Origin of the sequence: uncultured Gordonia sp., assembly GCF_937858515.1 — a bacterium.
GTDB lineage: Bacteria > Actinomycetota > Actinomycetes > Mycobacteriales > Mycobacteriaceae > Gordonia.
On record NZ_CALLZT010000030.1, the window covers coordinates 1 to 23,568 of the forward strand.

The following is a 23,568-nucleotide window of genomic DNA, read 5'->3' on the forward strand; positions in this document are numbered from 1 at the left end:
CCGCGATCCCCGAATGCAGCGCGATCCAGCCGGCGTGCCGTCCCATCACCTCCAGCACCATGCAACGCCGGTGGGAGTTCCCGGTGGTGCGCAGCCGGTCGATGGCCTCGGTCGCGATCTCGACCGCGGTGTTGAAGCCGAACGTGTAGTCGGTGGCATCGATGTCGTTGTCGATCGTCTTGGGTACACCGACGATATTGATGCCGTCGTTGAAGAGCCGGTTGGCGGCGGCGGCGGTGCCGTCGCCGCCGATCGCGATCACCCCTTGCAGGTCCAGGTCGGCGAGGACCTTCTTGATATTCTCCGGGCCGCCGTCGGGTTCGGAGTACGGGCCGAACCGGCTGGTGCCCAGGATGGTGCCGCCCTGGTTGGACAGGCCACGCACGGTGGTGCGGTCCAGTTCCAGGATGTCGCCGTACACCAGGCCCCGCCAGCCGTCGCGGAATCCGACGTACGTGTGGCCGTACACGGTCTCGCCTTTGAGGACTGCACCGCGGATGACCGCGTTGAGTCCGGGGCAGTCGCCGCCGGAGGTCAGAATGCCGAACCGTCTACCCATGTGCTGGCCGCCCTTCGTCGAATGCCCGTGTCTATCCGGTTGCCCGTGCCTGATCTCGCCATGTGTCTAACGCAGGGCAAACGATGCCCATCGACACAATGACCACCAATCTAGGGCACCCGACCGCATCCCGCGGGGTACCCCGGCTGATAACGATCGGACTCGCGGCGTTGGTACATACCCGGCCGACATATAGCATCTTCAGGCGTGCCTTCCCTCTCATCACGTAAATCGCTCCGCGCACGTGTTGCGGTTGCAGGGATCGGTCTCGGGGTCGTCGTTTCCGGCGTTGTCGTGGCCTCACCGGCGACTGCCGCACAGCCGTGCGACGCGCAGTATCAATCGGCGCTGGCCATCCAGAAGCAGATCGAGTCGCACAACAAGCAACCCCGCACGTTCGAGTTGCCTGCCCAGCGCGCCGCCTACGACGCATACAACGCGCGCGCATCCCGGCTCAACTCCCAGATGGCGGCCGCCCGTAAGAACTACAACGCGTGCAAGGCCGCGGTCCGCGAACTGTTCGAACTCGACATCAAGCAGGACCCGCCCAGTCCCGATCCCACTGCGGTCGCCAAGATCAAGGACGCCGCAGCCAAGATCCCCGCCGGATACACGCCTCCCGCCCTGTCCAAGCCAACCCGCTCTACGACCGCGGTGGCCGTCGCCGCCGAGTTGCAACCCCTGTACGACGCACTCGACGACGTTTCGCTCACCGATTCGGACACCGTGAAGTTGCAGAACGTGTCCAAACCCGACGAAGGCGACCAGGACCCGGCCTACTCCGCCAAGAGCGGCCGCACGATCGTCAAGGGTCCCGACGGCAAGGCCGCGGTGACCGCAGACCGGGTGACCCCGCTGGCCCGGGTGCTGTCCATCGAGGGATTCACCCAGCTCAGCCCCGAATCGATGTACTTTGTCTCGCGCGCCCCGCTCAATCTGCAATGGCTCTCACCGAACGCGGCATTGTCGAGAAAATCCGGCAGCGTGGCAGCGGTGACCGGCGTCGACGACACCTGGCTCGACAAGCAGGTCGACATGCAGACCACCGTCGAGGACAAGCTCAAGACCCTCATCGCCCAGCTCATCGCAAGCGAGAAGAAGTGACGACCATCGCCCGGGCAGCGGGTGCGGAGAGACTATGACCCAGCCACCCCAGGGACCCGAGCCTTCCGGCGAACCGCTACCGGGCGCCCAGTGGTCGAGTGACCCGCAGGACCTCGACAAGACTCAGATCTCCTCGCCCCGGAATCCGTATCCGCAGGCTCCGGTACCACCACCGGCGCCGGGTACGGCAGGATTCGCATCGGACCCCCAGCAGGTCATGCCTGCCGGCCAGTACGACCCGGCCGCCCAGTACGACCCTGCCGCCCAGTACGCGCCTACCCCCCAGTACGATCCGGCCGGTCACTACGACCAGACGATGGTCGGTCAACCGTCCTTCGGCATGCCGGACGCCGAGCAGGCCGGTCCGCAGCAGCAGTACGACGCCCCGCAGTACGGGTCGCAGCAGCCATACGGTCAGCAGCCCTACCCGGCGCCGATGCCCGGAACGACGCCGTTCGGGTCCGAGCAGCCGTATGGCCACGCCGGACCGGACTCCCAGGGGTTCCCCTCGTATCAGCAAGCGCCCCAGACCGGACCGGCGCCCTATGGGGCATACGACCGTCCCGTTCACCGCACGGAACCATTCGAGCCGCTGCCCGCCAAACGTAAGAAGGGCCGCAAGATCGCGCTGATCGCGCTCGGCGTGGTCGTCCTGCTCGCCATCATCGCCGGCGTGCTCTGGTTCCTGAACCGCGGCGAGAGCGACGAGGACGCCATCAAGCGGGTGAGTTCGGAGTTCTCCGAGGCCGTGGCGTCGCAGGACACCGCGAAGATGACCGAGCTGATGTGCAAGGCGGAGGCCCAGCGCATCGGCGGCGACACCGCACCCACCTCGGGAGAAGGCGACAACAACGCCGCCGAGCCCGAGAAGTTCGACGTGTCGGCGACCAAGATCTCCGGAGACAACGCCAAGGCCACACTGACGTTCCCGTCGGACGGCCGGACGTCGACGCTGTACTTCGCCAAGGAGGACGACAACTGGGTGGTGTGCGACTCGGCCGCGGCGAGCTTCGGCCCCTGACCGGATCACACGCCGGATCCGAAAGCGGCCCGCGAGCCTGTGCTCGCGGGCCGCTTTCGTCGGTGACTCCGGGGCCGGCTCAGCCGATCGGGCCGCGGGCGGCCTCGTAGGCCGCACCCACCCGGTACAGCCGGTCGTCTGCGAGTGCGGGTGCCATGATCTGCAGCCCGACGGGCAGCCCGTCATCGGCGGACAGCCCCGACGGCACCGACATCGCCCCCACACCGGCAAGGTTCACCGGCAGCGTGCACAGGTCGAACAGGTACATCGCCAGCGGGTCGTCGACCTTCTCCCCGAGCTTGAACGCCGTGGTGGGCGTGGTGGGCGAGATCAGCACATCCACCTGCTCGAACGCGGCCGCGAAGTCGCGGGCGATGAGTGTGCGCACCTTCTGCGCCTGACCGTAGTAGGCGTCGTAATAGCCCGAGGACAGCGCGTAGGTGCCGATGATGATGCGCCGCTTGACCTCGGGACCGAACCCGGCGTCGCGGGTGAGAGCCATGACCTCGTCGGCGCTATGTGAGCCGTCGTCGCCGACACGCAACCCGTAGCGCATCGCGTCGAAACGGGCGAGGTTGCTCGACACCTCCGACGGCAGGATCAGGTAGTACGCGCCGAGCGCGTAGGTGAACTTCGGGCACGACACCTCGATCACCTCGGCACCGCGGTCGGTGAGGACCTTGACGGCCGCGGCGAACGAGTCGAGCACGCCGCTCTGGTAGCCCTCGCCCTGCAGTTCTTTGACGATGCCGATCTTGACGCCGGTCAGATCGCCCTCGGCGCCGGTCCTGGCGGCTGCCACCACGTCGGGTACGGGCACGTTGACCGAGGTGGAGTCCCGCGGATCGTGTCCGGCGATGATCTCGTGCAGGAGGGCGGTGTCGAGCACTGTGCGGGCGCACGGACCACCCTGATCCAGCGACGACGCGCACGCGACGAGGCCGTATCGCGAGACGGTGCCGTAGGTGGGCTTGACGCCGACGGTCGCGGTGACCGCGGCCGGCTGGCGGATCGAGCCGCCGGTGTCGGTGCCGATTGCCAGCGGTGCCTGATACGACGCAAGCGCGGCCGCGCTGCCGCCACCCGATCCGCCGGGGATCCTGTCGGTGTCCCAGGGGTTGCGGGTGACCTGGTAGGCCGAGTTCTCGGTGGACGATCCCATCGCGAACTCGTCCATGTTGGTCTTGCCGAGGATCGGGATGCCGGCGGCGCGCAGCCGGGCGGTCACGGTCGCATCGTACGGCGGTACCCAGCCTTCAAGGATCTTCGAACCGCAGGTGGTAGGCGCGTCGACGGTGGTGAACACGTCCTTGAGGGCAAGCGGCACACCGGCCAGCGCCGACGGCGCGTTGCCCGCGGCGATCGCATCGTCGGCGGCTTTGGCGGCTGCCAGCGCCTCGGCGCCGCTCACATGCAGGAATGCGCCGAGCCGGTCGTCGATCTCGGCTATGCGATTCAGGTGCGCCTGGGTGACCTCCACCGACGACAGCTCACGGGCGGTGATCTTTCCGGCAAGGTCGGCGGCGGTCAGGCCGGTGATGTCCCCGGCGGCGCGGGTATCGGCGGTCACGGTCACTCTTCTCCCAGGATCTGCGGAACGGCGAACCGGTCCTGCTCGACGGCCGGCGCACCCGAAAGTGCCTCGTCGGTGGTCAAGCCCGGCACCACCTCGTCGACGCGCAGCACGTTGGCCAGTTGCGCGGGGTGCGCGGTGGGCGGTACGTCGTCGGCGGCGACCTCGGACACCTGCGCCACGTGCGCGAGGATCGAGTCGAGCTGGGCCGCGTACTGGTCGAGTTCGTCGTCGGTCAACGCCAGCCGCGACAGCCGGGCCAGATGCTCGACCTCCGCACGCGATATCGACTGCGGTTCTGCTGCCACCGAGCCGTCCTTTCTCACCGGGGACACAATTCGCTCCCAAGCCTATGGGAACACCCCGGTCACGCCGTGGTCAGGCTCGACTTCACCGCAACCGGTGCGGCAGCCATATCAGATAGCCACGCCGACGCGCAGGGCCACTCGCCGCACGTACTTGGTGACCCGGTGCGACAATGTGCGCGTGTCGTATCTGCTACGCGTCCATCTGCAGGATCGTCCGGGCAGTCTTGGCCTGCTGGCGGTCCAGCTCGGTTCCGTCGGTGCCGACATCCTCTCCCTGGAAGTCGTCGAACGCGGCGACGGGTACGCCGTCGACGATCTCGTGGTCGAGGTGGCGCCGGGAGGACTGCCCGACAGCCTCATCACCGCCGCCGAGAAGGTCAAGGGTGTGCGAGTCGATTCGATCCGGCCGTATTCCGGGGTGCTCGACACTCACCGCGAATTGGAGTTGATCGACCAGGTGGCCACCGCCGCCGACAAATTGCAGGTCCTCGTCGACAACACGCCCAGGGTGTTGCGTGTGTCGTGGGCGACGGTGATCACGTCGGGAGCGAGCGGTGTCCTGCAACTGTTCGGCTCATCCGGTGCGCCCGAAACCCCGTTGGAGGAAGTCGACTGGCTACCCCTGTCGGCATCCGTCCAGCTCGATTCCGACGGCGATTGGGTACCGCAGGCTTGGAAGGACATGGACACCCGGATGGCCGCCGCGCCGCTGGGCCGCGGCGACAAGGCGATCCTGCTCGGCCGCATCGGCGGCCCCGACTTCCGGCCATCGGAGGTGGCTCGCCTGGGCTATCTCGCGGGCATCGTCAGCACGGTACTGCGCACGTCCCTCTGACAGGATGAGGGAGCGGTCATCGTCGCGGTGACAGGTTTCCGCCCGGCAGCGACAGATCCAGCCGGAATCCGCCGGTGATGTTCTCGGCGCGGACGTCACCACCGTGCGCCTCGACGATGCCACGCACGATGGCCAGCCCGAGACCGGCCGACGACGAACCGATCTCGGGTGCCTCGTCGGCGGTCGCCGGGGTGCGCGCGGCGTCTGCCCGCCAGCCCACCTCGAAGATGTTGGACAGGTCGGCATCGGGAACTCCCGGTCCCTGATCGGCGACGCTGATCACGGTGCGGCCGGTGCCGTCGTCCACCGACGCCGAGATCAGGATCTCCGATCCGGGCGGCGCGTACTTGATGCTGTTGGTCAGCAGGTTCACCACGACGCGGGTCAATTCGTGGGGGTCGGCCCAGACGGTGATCCCGGCGACCCCCGAATGGGTGATCCGCATACCGCGTTCGGTGGCTGCGGCCCGCACATCGGATACCGAATCGGAGACCACATCCACCAGTTCGAGCGGCTCGCAGCGCAACCGCAGCCCCCCTTCGGTGAGCCGGGACAATTCGAAGAGGTCGTCGACGAGGCGACTCATCGTGCCCACCTGAAGGCGGATGCGCCGAATGTAGTCGCCGGGATCGGCGGCCACACCGTCCTCGAGCACCTCCGCCATTGCCCGCAGACCGGTCAGCGGTGTGCGCAGATCGTGCGAGATCCATGCGAAGAACTGCCGCCGCGACGCGTCGAGCTCTTCGATTTCCTTGCGGGCAGCGGCAAGTCGCCGTGAGGTATCCGACAGTTGTTCGGACACTTCGGCGAATTCCTTCCACCCGGTGCCGTCTGTTCCGATGACGTCGCCGTCACCGATCCGGCGTGCGGACTCGCGCAGCGTGAGCATCGATGACCGCGCGGTGCGGCCGACGACGGTCGCAGCCATCACGCTCATGGCGGCCGAGACCCCGAGAACCCACAGCAGTACTTGAAAGTCGTGCTGCGAGACGTACATCTGAACGGCGATCACCGTCACCGACGCGACCACCGACAGTGGTGAGGCAACGGCCATCAGCCAGATCTGGGATGTGATCGAGCCGTGCGCGTTGTACCGGATCAGCCCGATGCAGGCCGCGGTGACCACGACGGTGCAACCCGCGGCGATCGCGACGATCTGGGCGATATCCCAGGCGTGCAACATCATCGGTTGTTCTCCCCTCCCCCGGCGGCCCCGCCGCCCACGGTGAACCGGTATCCCGCACCCCATTCGGTGAGCAGGTATCTCGGATAGCGTGGCTCGGGCTCGATCTTCTCGCGGAGCCGCCGCACATGCACCGTCACCGTCGAGGCCTCCCCGAACGTCCAGCCCCACACCTCGCGAAGGATGTCGTCGCGGGTGAACACCTCGTCGGGATGGTGTGTGAAGAACAGCAACAGCTCGTATTCACGAGTGGTGAGCGGGATCGTCGTATTGTTCAGGAATGCGATCCGCCGAGCCGGGTCAATCCGGAAGGGCCCGATTTCCATCGGCACGAGAGGACTCTTCTGTCCGCGGCGCAGCAGGGTTTCGATGCGTAGTTGCAGTTCGCGCATCGAGAACGGTTTGACCAGGTAATCGTCGGCGCCGTGTTCAAGGCCGCTGATGCGCTGGGCCACCGAATCGAGCGCGGTCAGCATGATCACCATGACGTGCGGGGCGTTCTTCCGGATCTCCGCACACAGCACGTCGCCGCCCACAAGCGGTAGCATCCGGTCGAGAACCAGTACGTCGGGCGTCTGGACTGCGAGTTTGTCCCGGGCCAGGCCACCGTCGGCGACGGCGGTCACCGAGTAGCCCGCCGCGCGCAGGTAGTCGCCGACCGCCGTCCGCACCGCCGCATCGTCTTCCACGATCATCACCGTCGCGTTCACGGTGACGACGATAGTCGCCGGCACAGCCCGGACGGTGAGTTCTTACGCTGCTGAAATGTTTGGTCCCGCCGGGGTTGTGCGCGGTTACGTTCGTGTCCGTAGCCGATTGCCGCTACTTCAGCATTTTCCCTCAACCGAAAAGGTGACCATCGTGCATACCAAGTTCTTTTCCGGAATCGTCGGCGCGGGAATCGTGGCCGTCGCTCTGACGCTGAGCGCCTGCGGCGATTCGGACTCCGAATCCGCACCCACCGCATCGATGTCCATGGCCGCCGGATCGTCGATGTCGTCACCGATGATGTCATCGATGACCGGTACCTTCACCGGCATGGGCGGCAAGAATGTGAGCGGTACGGCCACCGTCGCCGACGGCAAGCTCATGCTGTCGGACTTCCACACCGACGAGGGTCCTGACCTGCACGTGTACCTGACCAACGGCACCGACGAGGCCGCGGTGATGGCAGGCAAGCAGATCAGCGCCATCGACCTGACCAAGATGTCACAGACGTTCTCCCTCGACGGCATCGACGCCGGCATGTACCACAATGTCGTCATCCACTGCGACAAGGCCAAAGTGGTGTTCGGCGCCGCGATGCTGAGCTGATCGCAATGGCTACCGTGACCTCGCCGGTCCTGAACCCGTCGCGGACCGCATCCCGCTGGTACCGGGGTGTGGCCGTCCTGACCGGGGTTGTCGGCCTCACGCTTGGTGTGTTGTGGATCCGGGAGAGCTGGATCAAGTATCACGCCGGGTTCGGTGCCGCCGACATACATCTCGTCGCCGACGGCGCCGCACAGAATTCGAGGGTGCCGGGATTCTTCCAGGAGTTCTGTGCGCACGTCCTCGGGCCGAATGCCGGACTGTTCGGATTGGCCATGCCCGCACTCGAAATGGGGCTCGGCATCGGGTTCGTCACCATAGTCGTAGCGACACTTGCCGATTCACGGTGTTCGACGGCGCTGACCCGCCTCGTGGCCGGTGGTTCGGTGTTCACGCTGATGACATATTGGCTTTCCGATCAGCTGATCTGGGAGTATCCGATCATGGTGCTGCTATCGGCGTTCCTGCTCGCGACTGCGTCGTCGCGCCGGAGGTGATTCCGAAATCCAGGTGCTACTCCTGCGTGGCACCTGGATTCGGGTTTGTGTCGGCCTCTACCTCCGCCTCGCCCGGTGCGGTGCCGGTGTCGAGCAGGATCTTGAAGGCGTCCTCATCGAGGATCGGTACGCCGAGTTGTTCGGCCTTGGCCGCTTTGGAGCCGGGTGAATCCCCCACCACCACATAGTCGGTCTTCTTGGATACTGACGCGGAAGCCTTTCCGCCGCGGGACAGGATGGCCTCCTTGGCGCCGTCGCGAGAGAAGTCCTGTAGTGAACCGGTGACGACGATCGTCTTGCCCTCCAGTGTGCGGGCGATCGTTTCGTCCCGTTTGTCGGCCATGGAAACTCCTGCGGCACGCCACTTTTCGACTATCGTCCGGTGCCAGTCGACGGCGAACCAGTCGACGATGCTCTGCGCGAGGGTCGCGCCGAGTCCGTCTACCTGCGCCAGATCGTCGACGGATGCTTCCTCGATCGCCTGTAGGGAGCCGAAATGCGTTGCCAGGGAACGGGCCGCGGCCGGCCCGACATGGCGGATCGACAGTGCCACCAGCACCCGCCACAGCGGTACGTCTGTGGCCTTGTCCAGGTTGGTGATGAGCCATTTCCCGTTTGCCGACAGTTCCCCTTCCTTGTTGGTGAACAGGGGCACCTTCAGCAGGTCCTGGGCGGTGAGGGAGAACAGGTCGCCCTCGTTGTGAATCACCCCGGCTTCCAGAAGTGCTTGTGCCGCTTTGTAACCGAGCGCTTCGATATCGAAGGAGCCGCGGCCGGCGAGGAAGAACAACCGCTCGCGAAGCTGCGCCGGGCACGCTTCGCTGTTGGGGCAACGGATGTCGGCGTCACCCTCCTTCTCCGGGCGCAGTTCGGCAGCGCATTCGGGGCAGTTCGTCGGCATCACGAACTCGGTTTCGCTGCCGTCCCGCAGGTCGATGACCGGCCCGAGAACCTCGGGGATCACATCGCCGGCCTTGCGGATGGTGACGGTGTCGCCGATCTTGACACCTTTGCGCTTCACCTCGGACTGATTGTGCAGGGTGGCGCGGGCGACGGTCGACCCGGCGACGGGCACCGGTTCGAGTACCGCGTACGGGGTGACCCGGCCGGTGCGGCCGACACCGACTTCGATGCCGAGCAACCTGGTGGTGACCTCCTCGGGAGGGTACTTGTAGGCGATCGCCCAGCGCGGGGCCCGCGAGGTGGCGCCGAGGCGACGCTGAATCCCGAAGTCGTCGACCTTGACGACGATGCCGTCGATCTCGTGCTCGACATCGTGGCGGTGTTCGCCCCAGTAGCTGATCTTGTCCAAGACCTCGGCACCCGAGGTGGCCTTGGCGGTGTGCGTGGACACCGGCAGGCCCCACGCCCCCAGCGCCAGGTATGCATCGTGCAGGGACGCCGGTCGCCAGCCGTCCACTCTGCCGATACCGTGGCAGATCATCCGGAGCCTGCGCCGCGCAGTGACCTGCGGATTCTTCTGCCGCAACGAACCCGCGGCCGAGTTGCGGGGGTTGGCGAACGGAGCCTTGCCGTCCTCGATGAGCGATGCGTTGAGGTTGGCGAAATCTTCGAGCCGGAAGAACACCTCGCCCCGCACCTCCAGCAGCGCGGGGATCGGGTAGTCGCCGGTGGCGCTGAGTTCGGCCGGGACATCCTCGATGGTGCGTGCGTTGAGGGTGACGTCCTCACCTGTGCGGCCATCGCCGCGGGTCACCCCGCGAACCAGGACGCCGTTCTCGTACACAAGACTCAACGCCACACCGTCGATCTTCAGTTCACACAGAAAATCAACCGCCGTACCGGCGTCGGCGTCGACTTTCTGCACCCACCCCGTCATCTCGCCGTAGTCGAAGACATTGTCCAGCGACATCATCCGCTCGAGATGATCGACAGGGGTGAACGCCGTCGAAAATCCCCCACCTACCAGCTTGGTCGGCGAATCAGCCACCGCCAGTTCCGGATAGCGATCCTCCAATTCCTGCAACCGCCGCAGCAGAGCATCGAACTCACCGTCACTGATGATCGGCGAGTCCCGCACGTAGTACCGGAACTGGTGGTCACGGATCTCCTCGGCCAGTTGCGCCCACTGCTCGTGGGTGGCCGTGTCGGCCGGACCCGCGCCGGTCGCGACCGCCTCGATCGAATCGGTATCGTCCGGGATCGTGTTGTCCTCTGCCACGCCGTCGAGGTTAGCCCAGACCGGTGACACCCCCTGCGTGACTCAGCCCTCGTTCTGCGCGAGATTGTCGCGCAAGGTGGTACCGCCGTATTCGCGTCGATGGACATCCCGCTTCCACAGGTGCGGAACGATGTGCTCGGCGAACTGCGGCAGCGACTCCACGAACACCGTGGATCCAGGTAGGCGAACACGGAGTTTCTGGATGAAGTCACCGTACGGTTCGGTGAGTCGAACCTCCACGGTGTGCGGCCGACGGCGATGGCCTCCCCATAGTAGTCGGCGAGAAAGTACTGCGACCGCGGAATACCGCGCTTCTCATCGCCCCTGGCCAGGAAGTTCAGGTTCGCGGCCACCGCAGCGGCGTCGAGTGCTTCACCGTTGGAGAAGGTCACGCCTTCGCGGATGGTCGGTGTGAAGCGAGTACGCGCGGCGTTCTCGGTGAATCCGGTAGCCAGATGAGGGACGAACGAGCCGTCCGCGTCGTCGTAGAAAGGCGCTCTACCACTTGATTCCACACCTGCGCGACATGCCGGGAGCCTGCGAAACCGTTCTGTCCTGGTGACTTGTCGCAGGCAAGTGAGCACAGTCCGGGTGCACTGATCTACGGTATTGCTCTACACGAACGGGACAGTGGTACTGAACTTTTCAGTACCGGTACCGTGCACAAACCCCACCGCTGAGCACCGGTATCGCAACTATTGTGATGCCGCGGCTCAGCGGTGGGGTTTGTGACGAACGAACTATGCGAACTCGGGAATCACCGTGTCCGCGAACAACAGCGCACCGGACTGATCGTAGGCCAGGTCGACGAAGTTGGTGATGGCGTAGGCCAGACCGAGATCACGGACGGCACTGAGCTTTTCGACGATCTGATCAGGGGTGCCGACGAGGTATCCGGAGCGGAACGTCGTGTTGTACCGGTCGGCGGGCTCCCCGGGCACCAGCTTCTCGTAGTGCGCCTGGATCCAGTCGAGTTTGTCGGCCACGTCCGTCTCGGTCTCACCGATCACCACGTTGTAGTTGGAGGAGCGGGTGATCTCGGCGAAGTCGCGGCCGAGGTCCTTGGCGTGCTGTTCGAGGATGGCCGACTTGTGGGCAAAGCCGTCGGGGGTGCCGTCGAAGTTGGTGTACTGGGCGTACTTCGCGGCGATAAGCAGGGTCTTGCGTTCGCCACCACCGGCGATCCACAACGGAATCCCGTTGTCCTGCAACGGCAGCGGCTGCACGATGGCCCCGTCGACCTGGTAGACCTTCCCGTCGAGGGTGGCATTGCCCTCACGCCAGGCCTGGGTGAAGATCTGCACTCCCTCGTCGAGTGCCCGCAGCCGGTCACCCGCGCTCGGGAATCCGTAGCCATAGGCGAGCCATTCGTGTTCGTACCAGCCCGCCCCGATCCCCATTTCGACACGCCCACCGGACACGTGGTCGACGGTGGTGGCGACTTTGGCCAGGTACGCCGGGTTACGGTAGGCGATGCAGGTGCACATCTGGCCGAGCCGGATCCGTTCGGTGGACGCGGCGAACGCCGACATCAGCGTCCACGCCTCGTGTGTCGCCTCCTGCGTCGGCGCGGGCACCGTGTGGAAATGGTCGTACACCCACAGCGACGTCCACGGCCCCGCGTCGGCCTCCTGAGCGAGACGTTTGATCAGCGGCCACTGCTGCGCGGGTTCGATGCCGACGAGATCCAACCGCCAGCCCTGCGGGATGAAGATTCCGAAATCCATGGGCACCAACCTAACCCCCGAACGACCCAATAAGCGCCGACGTACGCCGCCGACGACGCATCGTCAAAGGTGACGGGCACGACAAGGGTATCGACCACCACGCGCAATAGTCGGCGGCCGGCGGCGTGCGCCGGTCAAAGCCCGGGCGTAGATGTACCCAGACGCTCGCGCAGAGTGGCGCCGGTATGGTCGCGGGCGAAGGCGCCACGGTCGATCAGACCCGGCAACACGTGTCGCCGAGGTAGAGCCGGAGACCGGGGAGCACCTTGAGGTGGCCGGGTCGCGGCCGTGTCCGCGCACCGCGCGGCTACCCTTGGGAGCCATGCCACACCCGATCATGTTCGACGACAATGACCCGTATCTGGTGAAGGTCCGCGAGATCGCGCTGGCCCTGCCGAACACCACCGAGGTGATCGCGCACGGGCGACCGACGTTTCGGTGCGGAAAGATGTTCGGCAACTACGGCGGTTCGGTGAAAGGCGTTGTGCGGTACGACCGGTCGTTGTTGTTCATCCCCGACCCGACCGAACGCGAAGCACTCGTCGGCGACGAACGCTTCTACGTTCCCGCATATTTCGGACCCGCGGGCTGGCTCGGCATCGTGTTCGATGACGGTACCGACTGGACGGAGGTGGCCGAATTGCTCGATGCCAGCTACCGGCAGGTGGCCCCGAAGCGGTCGATAGCCGAACTCGACGCGCGCGGATAGCTACGGACTACAGGGCTTCGGGGTCGGCGGACAGCAGTTCTCCGGCCTTGGCCGATGCCTTCAGGGCGGTGGTCGCCCAGGCCGGGTTCGCGCCGGCCAGGCCGCACGCCGGCGTCACCACGACGTTGTCGCGCAGCACCGAACGGTTCAGGCCGATCCGATCCACCAGCCGGGCCAGCGACGTCGCGGCGTGCTCGGCGAGGACCGGAACCCCGGACGCACTCCGGGCCGTCGTCGGTATCACTCCGGCGACCCACGTGTCGCCACGGTCGATGAGGGCACCGGCACCGTCGAGGTCGGCGGCCGATTCACCTGTCCACGAGGTGATATCGCACGAGAGCGCCACACCCGGAAGCCGGGCCGTCAGGTCCCAGCGCGCCGCGCCGCAGTTGTGCAGGATGACGGGCCGTCCGATCGCCTCGACCATCTGCGCCAGCGCGTCGGCGACCTCGATCACCGGGATCGCGGGAATGGTGTCGAATCGGGTCAGCGGCTTCACCGTTCCGTCGATCACCGCACCGATCATCGGTTCATCAAGCTGCACAACGGTATTCGAACCCAGCCTGCGTTCGGTCTCACCGGCGAGCGTCCGGATGCCCTCGGTCGACGAAGCGATCACGTCCGACCAGGCACCCCGGTCCCGCAGAATCTTGTGCCCGTTGGGAAGTTCGGCGGAGGCGGCAAACGTGAACGGGCCGCACACCTGAATCTTGAACGGACGCCCGGTTCCGACGAATCCCGCCGCATCCCAAAGCTCTTCGACGGCATCAAGATCCGCCGACAGGAAATCGGCGGCCCGGCGCGAGACCGCCGATCGCCGCCCGGACAGCCGGTATCCCCAGGTACCGGCATCCATCGGCATATCCACCAGGATCGCGGCCATCCGGCCCACCATGTCCGCGCCCACACCCCGACCGGGCAGTTCGACCAGATGCGCTAAATCCAACTCGCCGTTGACAATCGCGGCGGCCTCACGCGGATCGCTACCGGGCATCGACCCGATACCCGTACCCACCGCGGTGGGAAGAGGGCCCGTCACACCTTCGCCAGGGACGACGTGCCGATGATGCGACCCGAACCGATTACCAGATCACCGGCGTCCTCGTCCGGCAGATACAGGACGGCCGCCTGACCGCGCGCGACACCGGTCAGCGGCTGCGCCAGTTCGATGTCGATGCGGGCCTCGCCATCACGTGTCACGGGGGTGGCCCGGGCGGGTGCGAGACCGCCGTGAGCGCGGACCTGGACCACGCAGTCGACGGGGCCGTCGGGCACCTGACCGGAGGTCCACACGGCGCGCCCGGCCTCGATGGTCCACACCTGCAGGTGTTCGGCCGATCCGACTGTGACGGTACCGGATTCGGGGTCGATGCCGGTGACGTAGCGGGGTTTGCCATCTGCGGCCGGCGCCTCGATACCCAGCCCTTTGCGCTGGCCGATCGTAAAGCCATGCACGCCTTCGTGTTCGGCGAGCCTCTCCCCCGAATCGGCGTCGACGACGGCGCCGGGCCGGATCCCGATCCGGGCGCCGAGGAAAGCGCGGGTGTCGCCGGTGGGGATGAAGCAGATGTCGTGCGAGTCGGGCTTGTCGGCCACCGACAGGCCGCGCCGGGCGGCCTCATCCCGGATCTGCGGCTTGGGCGTGTCGCCGCACGGGAACATCGCCCGGCTCAGCTGTGCGTGATCGAGCACCGCGAGCACATACGACTGATCCTTGTCGTCGTCGACGGCCCGGCGCAGTTCGCCGCCGGAGAGCCGGGCGTAGTGACCGGTTGCCAGTGCGTCGAAGCCCAGCGCGATCGCCTTGTCCGCGAGCGCCGCGAACTTGATCTTCTCGTTGCAGGTCAGGCACGGATTGGGGGTCTGGCCCTCGGCGTAGGCATCGACGAACTCGTCGATCACGTCTTCCTTGAAGCGGTCGGCGAAATCCCACACGTAGAACGGGATGCCGAGCACGTCTGCGGCACGCCGGGCGTCGTCGGCGTCCTCCCGCGAGCAGCACCCGCGTGACCCGGTGCGCAGTGCACCAGGGGCCGTCGACAACGCCAGGTGCACACCGACCACGTCGTGACCTGCGTCGACGGCACGTGCGGCGGCCACCGCCGAATCGACACCACCGCTCATCGCCGCGAGAACTCTCATGACCGGACACCTCCACGAACAGAAACCAACCCGGCGGTGCGCGCCCGGTCCACGACGTCGCCGATCACCTGTGCCACCGCGTCGACATCGGCGTCGGTGGTGGTCGCGCCGAGCGAGAACCGCAGCGACCCGCGGGCGTGCGCCATGTCGAAACCCATCGCCAGGAGCACGTGGCTGGCGCGGGCCACCCCGGCGGTGCAGGCCGAACCGGTGGAGCATTCGATGCCGTTGGCGTCGAGCAGCATCAGCAGCGAGTCACCCTCGCAGTCACCGAATGTCACGTGCGCGTTGCCCGGCAGTCGCAGGGCGCCGACGGGCCCGTTCACGCTTGCCCCGGGAACGTCGAGCAAAGCGTCGAGAAGCCGGTCGCGCAGCCGGGTGATGCGCGTGGTCGCCGATTCCATCGACTCGGTGCTGATCCGCAGCGCGGTGGCCATGCCGACCGCGCCCGCCACGTCCTGGGTTCCCGACCTGATGTCGCGTTCGTGGCCGCCGCCGTGCAGCAGCGGTACGCACGCGACGTCGCGACGCAGTAGCAACGCACCAGTGCCCTGGGGTCCGCCGAACTTGTGTGCGGCCAGGCTCAGAGCAGACAACCCGGATGCTGCGAAGTCGACGGCGACGTGCCCGACGGCCTGGATGGCATCCGAATGCACCGGCACCCCGAACTCGACGCCCAGAGCGGCAAGCTCGGTGATCGGCTGGATCGCCCCGACCTCGTTGTTGGCCCACATGACGGAGACGAGCGCTGTCGAGGCCGCGTGCGCGGCCAGTTCGGCGCGCAGGTCGTCGGGTGAGACGACGCCGGTGACGTCCACCGGGAGAACCACCAACTCGGCACCCTCGTTGTCGGCGAGCCACTGCGCCGGATCGAGAATGGCGTGGTGCTCCACCGCGGACACGACGATCCGGGTCCGCGCCGCATTCTCCGCTCGTCGCGCCCGGTAGATGCCCTTGATCGCGAGATTGTCAGCCTCGGTTCCGCCGCCGGTGAAGATGACCTCCGACGGCCGCGCCCCCAGCGCCGCGGCGATGGATTCACGGGATTCCTCCAGCCGACGGCGCGCCCTGCGCCCGGAACCGTGCAACGACGACGCGTTGCCGGGGTGGGCGTAGACGGCAGTCATCGCCTCGACAGCTTCGGGGAGCATCACAGTTGATGCGGCGTGATCGAGGTAGACGGGGGGCCGGGCCGGTGTGGACATATCGCTGCCAAGGATAAACGTGCGGGCAGCCCCGGCAAATTCCCGCGCGATCCGGCGCGCGCGGACGCCGTCGGTGGACGGCGCCCGCTCGCTCCCCGGCTCACCGCACGACCTGGCCCGTATGCAGGACCCCGCGCGGGTCGAGCCGGGCGGCGAGCGCCGCGAGCCAGGCGTAGGTGTCCTCGTCGTAGCATCGCCGGATCATGTCCGGGTCACCGGAAGGCGTGAAGTTGGGCAGGGAGGTGCCGGTGCTCCACGGCCCCACCGCCGCCAGCAGTTCGGCCACGGCAGCGGGCACCAGGTCGGCGATCGGCGGGGCGAGGACACCGACTGCGAACAGCTGAAACGCGGAGTCACGGTGGCAGAGGGCACTACGCACGGCCTGCTCGTCGGTGAGCGCACCCCCGAACTGACGGACTTCGACGATGGCCAGCGGTGACGATGACTGCGGTCCGGCGGCCGAGACGATCGCGTCGATCGTTCCGTCGGTGAAGTCCCGCAGCAGGGTGCTCGCCTCGAGTGCGGGCATCGGGACCGTCGGATCGGCATGCACGGCGGCGACCGCGGCGTACGGAATCGTGGCTACGCCGTCGAGCAGGGGTGTCGCCACCGCCCGCATCGGTGCCAGCATCCCGGCCGCGGTGTCGGCGTCGGAGGCAGTGGCGAACCGCACCGCCAGGGTGAGTCTGCCGGCCAGCACCGGCGGGACGCCCGGCATCTCCGGCAAGCGCATCAACGCGGCCGAGGTGCTTGCCTCCCGCGGCAGATCCGCGGCCCAGTCGCGCCACGCCCGGAGCAGGCCGGCAGCATCGGCACCGTCGAAATAGATTGCACCACCGTAGATCTTGGGGATCGGAAGCAACTCGATGACCACCTCGGTGATGATCCCGAGCGAGGCCTTGCCGCCGCGCAGTCCCCAGAACAGTTCAGGATTGACCTGTGCCGTGGCCTCCCGCACGGTGCCGTCACCGGTGACGACCCGCACCGAACGCACGTAGTCCACGGTCGCGCCATGGGACCGCACGAGCGGCCCGACACCACCGCCGGAGAGAAGCCCGACGACGCCGACCGTGGTCGACGAGCCGCACACAAGGGCCAGCCCGTGGGGTGCCGCCGCGTCGAGAACGGTCTGCACACGCACGCCGGCGCCGATGCGTACGGTCCTCGCCGCCGGGTCGACCTCGCAGGTGTCCAGGGCCGCGGTGCGTACCAGGATGGTGTCGGGACCGACCTCGACGCCGCCGTGCCCGGTCGCGAACACCGCCACACGCAGGCCGGAGGTGCCGGCGAACCGGATCACGGCGGCGATGTCATCGGCATCGGCGACGTCGACGACCGCATACGGCGTGCGGGTGACGGCGAGGTTGAAACCCGCTGTGGCATAACCGGCGTCGTCGGGTCCGTGGACCGCGCCGCGGACGAGTGCCCGCAATGAGGTCAGGTCGAGTTCAGTAACGATGGGGCTGATAGTCATGTCGATCTCCTTCGTGAGGTCTGTTCGGTTACTGACAACCAGAGTCGGAGAGGGCGCTTGCAGGCCTCTTGGAACGGACTTGGACGGCGGCCGGGCGCCACTTGCGGGCGCCACAAGTCTGGGGCCGGGGGCTTCCCCGGACAAGCGTACGCACTACCTGCAAAAGACGGATGCGCAGCATCGTCGGCAGGTAGTGACACGCAGGATCCGGCGATTCACGCAAAGGGAACCTACCGGCGTATGCCCTTAGAATGTCCCCGTGATGGCAAGTGCGAGCGCGGATTCGGGTATCCGCTCATATGCGGTACTCGGTGACCTGCAGGTGCGGCGCGGGGACATCGCCGTCGATCTCGGTTCACCCAAGCAACGCGCCGTGCTCGCCGCACTGATCCTGGCGCGCGGCGCGGTCGTCTCCGTCGATCGATTGATCGACACAGTGTGGCCGGTCGAGGCACCGGCGGCGGCCACGACCAGCCTGCAGGCCTACATCTCCAACCTGCGCCGGGCGCTGCGGGCAGGCGCGTCGGGCCCCTCACCCATCGAGCGGGTCGGCACCGGGTACCGGCTTGTCGTCGGCGACGATCAGGTCGACGTCGCCGATTTCGTGCGGCTCGCCGGTTCCGCTCGCGTGGCCCGCGACGACGGCGACTGGTCCCGCGCACTCGCCGAGTCATCGGCGGCGCTGGCTCTGTGGCGCGGCGATCTGGCCGGCGGAGAATTGGGCGAGGCGAGCTGGCTGGTGGCCGAGGCTGCCGCACTGGCCGAGACCCGGAACGCCGTGGACGACATCCATATCAGTGCACTGCTGGCCGGCGGCGATGTTGCGGGCGCCTTGAGCGAGGTCGCCGCGCTGCGTATCCGCGACCCGCTGCACGAACGTACGGTGTGGCTGCAGATGGTGGCGCTCTATCGCGCGGGCCGTGGCACCGAGGCACTCACGGCGTACACCGACCACGCCACGATGCTCGACGCCGAACTCGGCCTCGACCCCGGTACTGAACTGGTCTCGCTGCAAGGTGCGATCCTCCGGCACGATCCGGTGATCGCGGCCTGGCCACGGCCGCCGCACTGGACGGGATCGGTGGAGGTCAGTGCACCGGCCGCCGAGACCATCCCCGCGCGGCCGGCCGATCCCGTGCCCCCGGCCGAAGCGCGGTTCGTCGGCAGGACGCCGGAGTTGCGGCGACTGCGTGACGTGGTGTCGACGGCCTCACCCGACCCGCGGTGGGTGCTCCTGACCGGGCCGCCAGGGATCGGCAAGACCGCACTCGCCGAGGAAACGGTGACGCTGGCCACCACCGCCCACCCCGATGCGACGGTGGTGTGGGTACGCTGCCCCGACACCGAGGGCGTCCCCGCGTGGTGGCCCCTGCGGCAGGCGTGCCGGGCGCTCGGCGCCGACCCCGCCCAGGTGTTGTCGGTGCCCGCCGGTTCGGACGCCGATACCGCCCGGTTCGCCGTCTACGACCGGGTACAAACAATGCTCGAGCGCGCCGCGCAGACGGCACCGCTCATCTTCGTCGTCGACGATCTGCAGTGGGCGGATCCGATGTCGCTCGGGTTGTTCACCTATCTGATGTCGGTGCTGCGCGGTGGCCGGATCATCGTCGTGGCCACCGCTCGCGACGGTGAGGGCGGGCCCGAGGTCCAGCGGTTCCGCGCTGGCGCCAATCGCTCGGGGGCCACGGTGGTCTCGGTGCCACGCCTGTCGCGTGACGAGGTCGCCGACCTGGTGCTGGTCGTCTCGCAGGAGGAGATGGCCCCGGCCGACGTCGATCTGCTCACCCGGCGAACAGGCGGAAACCCGTTGTTCGTCACGGAGTTCGCCCGGCTCACCCATCACGCGCGGGACGACGAGCAGATCCCGGAGGCGATCCGCTCGATTCTGGACCGACGTCTGAACTCCCTGGACCCGGCGGTGCTGGAGGTGATCGGTTACGCCGCGGCGATCGGTGAGGATATCGACGTACCACTGCTGATCGCGGTCACCGGCCGCGATCCCGACGACATCGCGGACTGTCTCGACGAGGCCGTCGACGAACACATCCTGGTGACCCGACCCCAGCACGATCTGTTCGGTGCCCCACTCCCCGCGAATACCACCCGGTTCGCACACTCGCTGCTGCGCGAAGGTGCGCTCGGCATGATCAGGCCGCTGCGCCGGGCACGGATCCATCTGCGGATCGCCGGGGTGCTGGGCGAGATCGGTGGCAGCGACTCTCGCGCGGTGCGCGCCGCCCACCTCGTCGACGCACTGCCGGTCGCCGATGCCCGCGAGGTGGTGGCCGCCTGCCGGGCCGCCGCCGTGGATGCCACGGCCGCATGGGATTCGGAGAAGGCCGCGTACTGGCTCGATGCCGCGCTGCGTATCTACGAGTCGGCGCCACGGATCAATCAGGATGTCACCGAACGCGACGACCTGTTGATGGGTCTGCTCACCGCACAGACCCGCGCCGGTCAGGTTCAGCAGGCGCTGGCCGTCGTCGAGGTGCGGCTCGACGAGGCGATCGCCGCCGGTGCGCCCGACACCCTGGGCAGGCTGGCGGGAATCCTGCTGCGGGCGGGCGGTTCCTGGCCCTGGGTCGGCCCCAACGTTGACAACGAACACCTCTGCACCACAATGGAATCCGCGCTGGATGCAGTCGCCGGGAACGGCCCGGCGGAGGCCCGGGTCCTTAGCGCTCTGGCCGTCGGATATTGCTATCACCACGATGCATCGGTACCCGCCGGACTGCTCGATCGCGCCGACGCCGTTGCTGCCGAACTCGGCGACGACGCCGTCCTCGTCGACGTGCTGATGGCCCGCCTGATCACCTATTCCGGTGTGGCACAGTATGCCCCGGAATCGATCGAACTCGCCGCCCGAATCCGGCACGTCCGCAGTCTCAGTCACCCGCGTAGTAGTGGGACCGACTATGCCGCAACAGATGTCGATGATGTCATCGTCGATACGGTGCTCACCATGTCGACGATGATGCTCGGCGACGTCGCTGAGACCGAACGTCTGGTACGCCGCGGAATCGTCGGCAGCGAACGCTACCGGCTCCCGATCCTGCGAGCCCAGTTGCGCTGGATGGAGGCATCTCTGGCGGTGTGGCACGGCGATTTCGAAGTGGCGATGCGGCACTTCCGCACCGCGGTCAAGGTGCACCAGATGACCGAACTGTATGTGGCCGGCAGCGACACCGTCGCGATGATCGGCATGGCAACCGAACGCCACATGCTCGACAGCATCATCGAATCCGACGATTTTCCCGCGAGCGGGCAATCGACACTGGATTGGGCCAGGTCGATGGCCGATCAGTTCTCCGACAATCAGATCACCGTGCTGCTCGCCGCGGGCGTCGCCATGGTCGCCCGATCCGAAGGTGATCACGACCTCGCCGAACGGATGGTCGCCATCTGGCTCACCGACGACCGGCCGATGGTGTGGACCTCGCTGTGTCAGGCGGTGTTGCTGGCGCATGTCGTGGCGGATCTCGAATTGATAAGCTACGCACAGTATTTCATCGACTACCTCGCCCCGTACAGTACCGGGATCGGCGCCCTCGGCCAGATCGGATGCGTCGGGCCGGTCGGCCTGTCACTGGCCAAGCTGCACTATCTGCTCGGCGACGACGAAGCCGGCGACACGGCATTGCGCGATGCCACCGATGTCGCGGTCCGCGGCGCCGGCCGGCCGTCCCTGCTGCGCTGCCGACTGCTCGCCGCCACACGCCAACCGCCCTCCCCACAACGAGATCGGGAGATCGCCGACATCGAGACCGAGGCGAGCAACCTCGGGCTGCTCGATGTCGTCAAGGCGACCGGTGCACTGCGGTCCCGATGAGCCGTTCGCACCGCAGGGCCAGCTCTCTGCGATCGGTGCCCGGCGCTTGGCTCTCGTGCACGGTGATCCGGACTGTCAGTCCACGGGTGCGCACCACCCGGAGCAGGGTGTCCCACGGCGCGTCGTCACCGATGAACGCCGCCGCGGCACAGGTGCCCGCCGCGGTGGTGAACGTCAGACCGACAGGTAGAACCGGCGCGTCGGCGTCGATGGCGGCCTGAAAGAATGCCGGGGCGAAGGTTCCGGCGCTCATACCGCACCGGGTGGTGCCTTCGGGAAACACCGCGACCGACCTGTCGCGGGCAAGCCGCGCGGCCACGACCCCTACCGTTGTAGGCAACTGTCGCAACGAGTTCCGCTGAACCTTGATCGTCCTGAAGATCACGGCCGGCACCGCGGCGCCCGGAATGTCCGCGATCTCGGCCTTGGCGACGAACCGGGCCGGGCATACCCCGGCGATCGCCGCGATGTCCAGATACGAGATGTGATTGGCCACAACGAGTCCGTCGAACCGGCCGGGGACCGCCCGGCGATCGTCGACGACCACCGTCAATCCGAGCGCCACCAGCAGCTGCCGCGACAGACCGGACACAAACCGGCGCCGTCCCGATCTCGGAAACACCACCAGCAATGGCCAGGTCCATACCGCTGCGGCGACGACTGCCGCCGCCCGAGCCACCCGGCCCGCGGCCCGGGCAGCCGACACGGTGTCCCGATGTTCGGCAAGACATCCGTCACCGCACGGGCTCAGCGGAAACCACGGGTGCAGGCCGGTATACGGTGCGGCGTGCACCTTGCGCGCCATGCCCGACGCCGTGGGAGCCGGCTCTGCGAACCGTACAAGGCGCAGTTCGGTCCCCCGGTCGACCGGGATCGGGGCTAGCATTTGCGCGACTGAACCGCGTGCGGCCATTCAGCGTCCCGCCACCGCGAGTCGCTGGACGGTGGCGGTGAGCCGGTCGAGGTAGCGCCGGGTGGCACCCTCACGGTCGATGACGGTCAGGAAGTCGCCGACGTCGAAGGCATCGTCCACGGCCGGTTCACCGCACACCTTGGCACCCAGACGCAGGTAGCCACGCAGCAGTGGCGGCAGCGCGGTCCCGGGATGCGCCGCGATGGCATCGAGCGCGACTCCGTCGACGTGTGGCGACGTCAGCGGACGCACCTGCCACGGGGACCTGTACTTGATGAGGAGTTGGTCGCGCACCGACCGCAGTTCCGCCCCGCGCTGTGCGGCCGGATCGGCACGCAGCGGAACGGAGACCGATCCCATCACGTAACGCACGCCGGTCATGTCCAGGTAGCGCAGCACCGACGCCCACGTGAGCGCGGTCACCGATCCGCTGCGGTGCGCCGCGGCCACGCACGCCCGGCCCATCTCGACGGTCTGCGTGGCGATTGTTCCCAGCCCCGTCACGTCGAACTCGGTGGCCGAGTACCAGCCGCCGGCGACGATGGCCCGGGCCGGTGGCAGCAGACGGGCACAGCCGATCACGCCGTCCTCGTCGTGCCGGACGATCAGATGCTGGGCGAAGTCATCGAAACGGTCTGCGTCGCGGCCACTCTCGTGGTCGCCGATGCGATCGGAGAAGCCCGGCTCGGAGTTGAACACCTGGTAGCGCAGCCGCTGTGCGTCGGCGATGTCGTCCGGATGCTCCGACAGCAGCACCCGCAGCGGGCCCGCGGACAGCAGTTCGATTCGTGTGGGCGAGAACAACGATCCGTCGATCACTTGGGTCATGAACCGAATACAACCCTGCCGGAACGACTTTCGGGCGACGAGAACCTGTCACGGCGGTGCGGACACGGTGAACGTGTCCGGGCGCGGAATGTACTGACGGTGAACGCCGCCGACAATCGAGTAGGAGGGCCGGGTTTCCCGGCCCTCCTCTCACACCACCGGACGTGC

21 protein-coding genes are annotated in these 23,568 nt (G+C 67.3%); 7 read left to right on the plus strand and 14 right to left on the minus strand.

The annotated features are described in order from the left end of the window. Positions 1-559 (minus strand): 6-phosphofructokinase (locus tag Q0627_RS02250; RefSeq protein ID WP_298807484.1); only part of this gene is annotated, 559 nt, incomplete at its 3' end. A 294-nt stretch (positions 560-853) separates the two neighbouring features. On the opposite strand from Q0627_RS02250, the gene Q0627_RS02255 reads away from it, so the two are divergent. Beyond that, positions 854-1,663 carry a hypothetical protein gene (locus Q0627_RS02255; RefSeq protein WP_291016131.1) on the plus strand — a complete coding sequence of 270 codons (810 nt, stop codon included), beginning with the start codon at positions 854-856 and terminating at the stop codon, positions 1,661-1,663. A gap of 34 nt (positions 1,664-1,697) precedes the next feature. Further along, entirely contained in the window at positions 1,698-2,684 is a 987-nt protein-coding gene (locus Q0627_RS02260; RefSeq protein ID WP_291016129.1) for a hypothetical protein, read from the plus strand. A 79-nt stretch (positions 2,685-2,763) separates the two neighbouring features. Here Q0627_RS02260 and gatA read toward each other — a convergent pair whose 3' ends face one another. Both gatA and gatC read right to left on the minus strand, forming a co-directional pair. Continuing rightward, positions 2,764-4,254 carry an Asp-tRNA(Asn)/Glu-tRNA(Gln) amidotransferase subunit GatA gene (gene gatA, locus Q0627_RS02265; protein ID WP_291016127.1) on the minus strand — a complete coding sequence of 497 codons (1,491 nt, stop codon included), beginning with the start codon at positions 4,252-4,254 and terminating at the stop codon, positions 2,764-2,766. A gap of 2 nt (positions 4,255-4,256) precedes the next feature. Further along, a complete protein-coding gene (gene gatC / locus Q0627_RS02270; RefSeq protein ID WP_291016126.1) occupies positions 4,257-4,565 on the minus strand; it encodes an Asp-tRNA(Asn)/Glu-tRNA(Gln) amidotransferase subunit GatC in 309 nt (102 codons plus the stop codon). A gap of 178 nt (positions 4,566-4,743) precedes the next feature. On the opposite strand from gatC, the gene Q0627_RS02275 reads away from it, so the two are divergent. After that, on the plus strand, positions 4,744-5,400 hold the full coding sequence (locus Q0627_RS02275) for an amino acid-binding protein (RefSeq protein ID WP_298807488.1): 657 nt from the start codon (positions 4,744-4,746) through the stop codon (positions 5,398-5,400). Positions 5,401-5,416: 16 nt separating this feature from the next. Here the strand turns inward: Q0627_RS02275 and Q0627_RS02280 are convergent, their stop codons facing one another. Next, positions 5,417-6,586: a HAMP domain-containing sensor histidine kinase gene (locus Q0627_RS02280; RefSeq protein ID WP_291016122.1), complete on the minus strand. Its 1,170-nt coding sequence runs from the start codon at positions 6,584-6,586 to the stop codon at positions 5,417-5,419. Further along, positions 6,583-7,278 carry a response regulator transcription factor gene (locus Q0627_RS02285; protein WP_291016184.1) on the minus strand — a complete coding sequence of 232 codons (696 nt, stop codon included), beginning with the start codon at positions 7,276-7,278 and terminating at the stop codon, positions 6,583-6,585. Before Q0627_RS02285 ends, Q0627_RS02280 begins: the two co-directional genes overlap by 4 nt. A 166-nt stretch (positions 7,279-7,444) precedes the next feature. On the opposite strand from Q0627_RS02285, the gene Q0627_RS02290 reads away from it, so the two are divergent. Then, a complete protein-coding gene (locus Q0627_RS02290) occupies positions 7,445-7,897 on the plus strand; it encodes a DM13 domain-containing protein (RefSeq protein ID WP_298807490.1) in 453 nt (150 codons plus the stop codon). A 5-nt stretch (positions 7,898-7,902) separates the two neighbouring features. Further along, the gene (locus Q0627_RS02295) at positions 7,903-8,391 is read left to right on the plus strand and encodes a hypothetical protein (RefSeq protein WP_291016118.1); all 489 of its coding nucleotides are present in this window, start codon (positions 7,903-7,905) and stop codon (positions 8,389-8,391) included. 16 nt (positions 8,392-8,407) lie between these two features. On the opposite strand, the gene ligA is transcribed toward Q0627_RS02295, so the two are convergent. The 3 genes from ligA to Q0627_RS02310 form a co-directional block, all read right to left on the minus strand. Then, complete coding sequence (gene ligA / locus Q0627_RS02300) at positions 8,408-10,534, minus strand: NAD-dependent DNA ligase LigA (RefSeq protein WP_291016183.1); 2,127 nt, start codon at positions 10,532-10,534, stop codon at positions 8,408-8,410. A gap of 81 nt (positions 10,535-10,615) precedes the next feature. Next, positions 10,616-10,813: a hypothetical protein gene (locus Q0627_RS02305; RefSeq protein ID WP_291016116.1), complete on the minus strand. Its 198-nt coding sequence runs from the start codon at positions 10,811-10,813 to the stop codon at positions 10,616-10,618. Positions 10,814-11,313: 500 nt separating this feature from the next. After that, positions 11,314-12,300: an LLM class F420-dependent oxidoreductase gene (locus Q0627_RS02310; protein ID WP_291016115.1), complete on the minus strand. Its 987-nt coding sequence runs from the start codon at positions 12,298-12,300 to the stop codon at positions 11,314-11,316. 322 nt (positions 12,301-12,622) lie between these two features. On the opposite strand from Q0627_RS02310, the gene Q0627_RS02315 reads away from it, so the two are divergent. Next, the gene (locus Q0627_RS02315) at positions 12,623-13,009 is read left to right on the plus strand and encodes an MmcQ/YjbR family DNA-binding protein (RefSeq protein WP_291016113.1); all 387 of its coding nucleotides are present in this window, start codon (positions 12,623-12,625) and stop codon (positions 13,007-13,009) included. Positions 13,010-13,016: 7 nt separating this feature from the next. Here the strand turns inward: Q0627_RS02315 and Q0627_RS02320 are convergent, their stop codons facing one another. The 4 genes from Q0627_RS02320 to Q0627_RS02335 form a co-directional block, all read right to left on the minus strand. Then, positions 13,017-14,048, minus strand: coding sequence for a vitamin-B12 independent methionine synthase (locus Q0627_RS02320; protein ID WP_291016111.1), 1,032 nt, complete (start codon positions 14,046-14,048; stop codon positions 13,017-13,019). After that, the gene (gene mnmA / locus Q0627_RS02325; protein ID WP_291016109.1) at positions 14,045-15,151 is read right to left on the minus strand and encodes a tRNA 2-thiouridine(34) synthase MnmA; all 1,107 of its coding nucleotides are present in this window, start codon (positions 15,149-15,151) and stop codon (positions 14,045-14,047) included. The genes Q0627_RS02320 and mnmA overlap by 4 nt, the downstream gene beginning before the upstream one ends. Next, positions 15,148-16,356: a cysteine desulfurase family protein gene (locus Q0627_RS02330; protein WP_291016108.1), complete on the minus strand. Its 1,209-nt coding sequence runs from the start codon at positions 16,354-16,356 to the stop codon at positions 15,148-15,150. Before Q0627_RS02330 ends, mnmA begins: the two co-directional genes overlap by 4 nt. Positions 16,357-16,456: 100 nt before the next feature. Beyond that, positions 16,457-17,830 (minus strand): FAD-binding oxidoreductase, encoded by a 1,374-nt coding sequence (locus Q0627_RS02335; protein ID WP_291016106.1) that lies wholly within the window; start codon positions 17,828-17,830, stop codon positions 16,457-16,459. 262 nt (positions 17,831-18,092) lie between these two features. Here Q0627_RS02335 and Q0627_RS02340 point away from each other — a divergent pair, with 262 nt between their 5' ends. Further along, a complete protein-coding gene (locus Q0627_RS02340; RefSeq protein WP_291016104.1) occupies positions 18,093-21,659 on the plus strand; it encodes a BTAD domain-containing putative transcriptional regulator in 3,567 nt (1,188 codons plus the stop codon). Here Q0627_RS02340 and Q0627_RS02345 read toward each other — a convergent pair. Together Q0627_RS02345 and Q0627_RS02350 are read right to left on the minus strand one after the other, a co-directional pair. Next, entirely contained in the window at positions 21,628-22,464 is an 837-nt protein-coding gene (locus tag Q0627_RS02345) for a lysophospholipid acyltransferase family protein (protein WP_291016102.1), read from the minus strand. The two genes, Q0627_RS02340 and Q0627_RS02345, sit on opposite strands and share 32 nt — an antisense overlap. A 108-nt stretch (positions 22,465-22,572) precedes the next feature. After that, the gene (locus tag Q0627_RS02350) at positions 22,573-23,400 is read right to left on the minus strand and encodes a GNAT family N-acetyltransferase (protein WP_291016100.1); all 828 of its coding nucleotides are present in this window, start codon (positions 23,398-23,400) and stop codon (positions 22,573-22,575) included. Between the last annotated feature and the right edge of the window lie 168 nt (positions 23,401-23,568).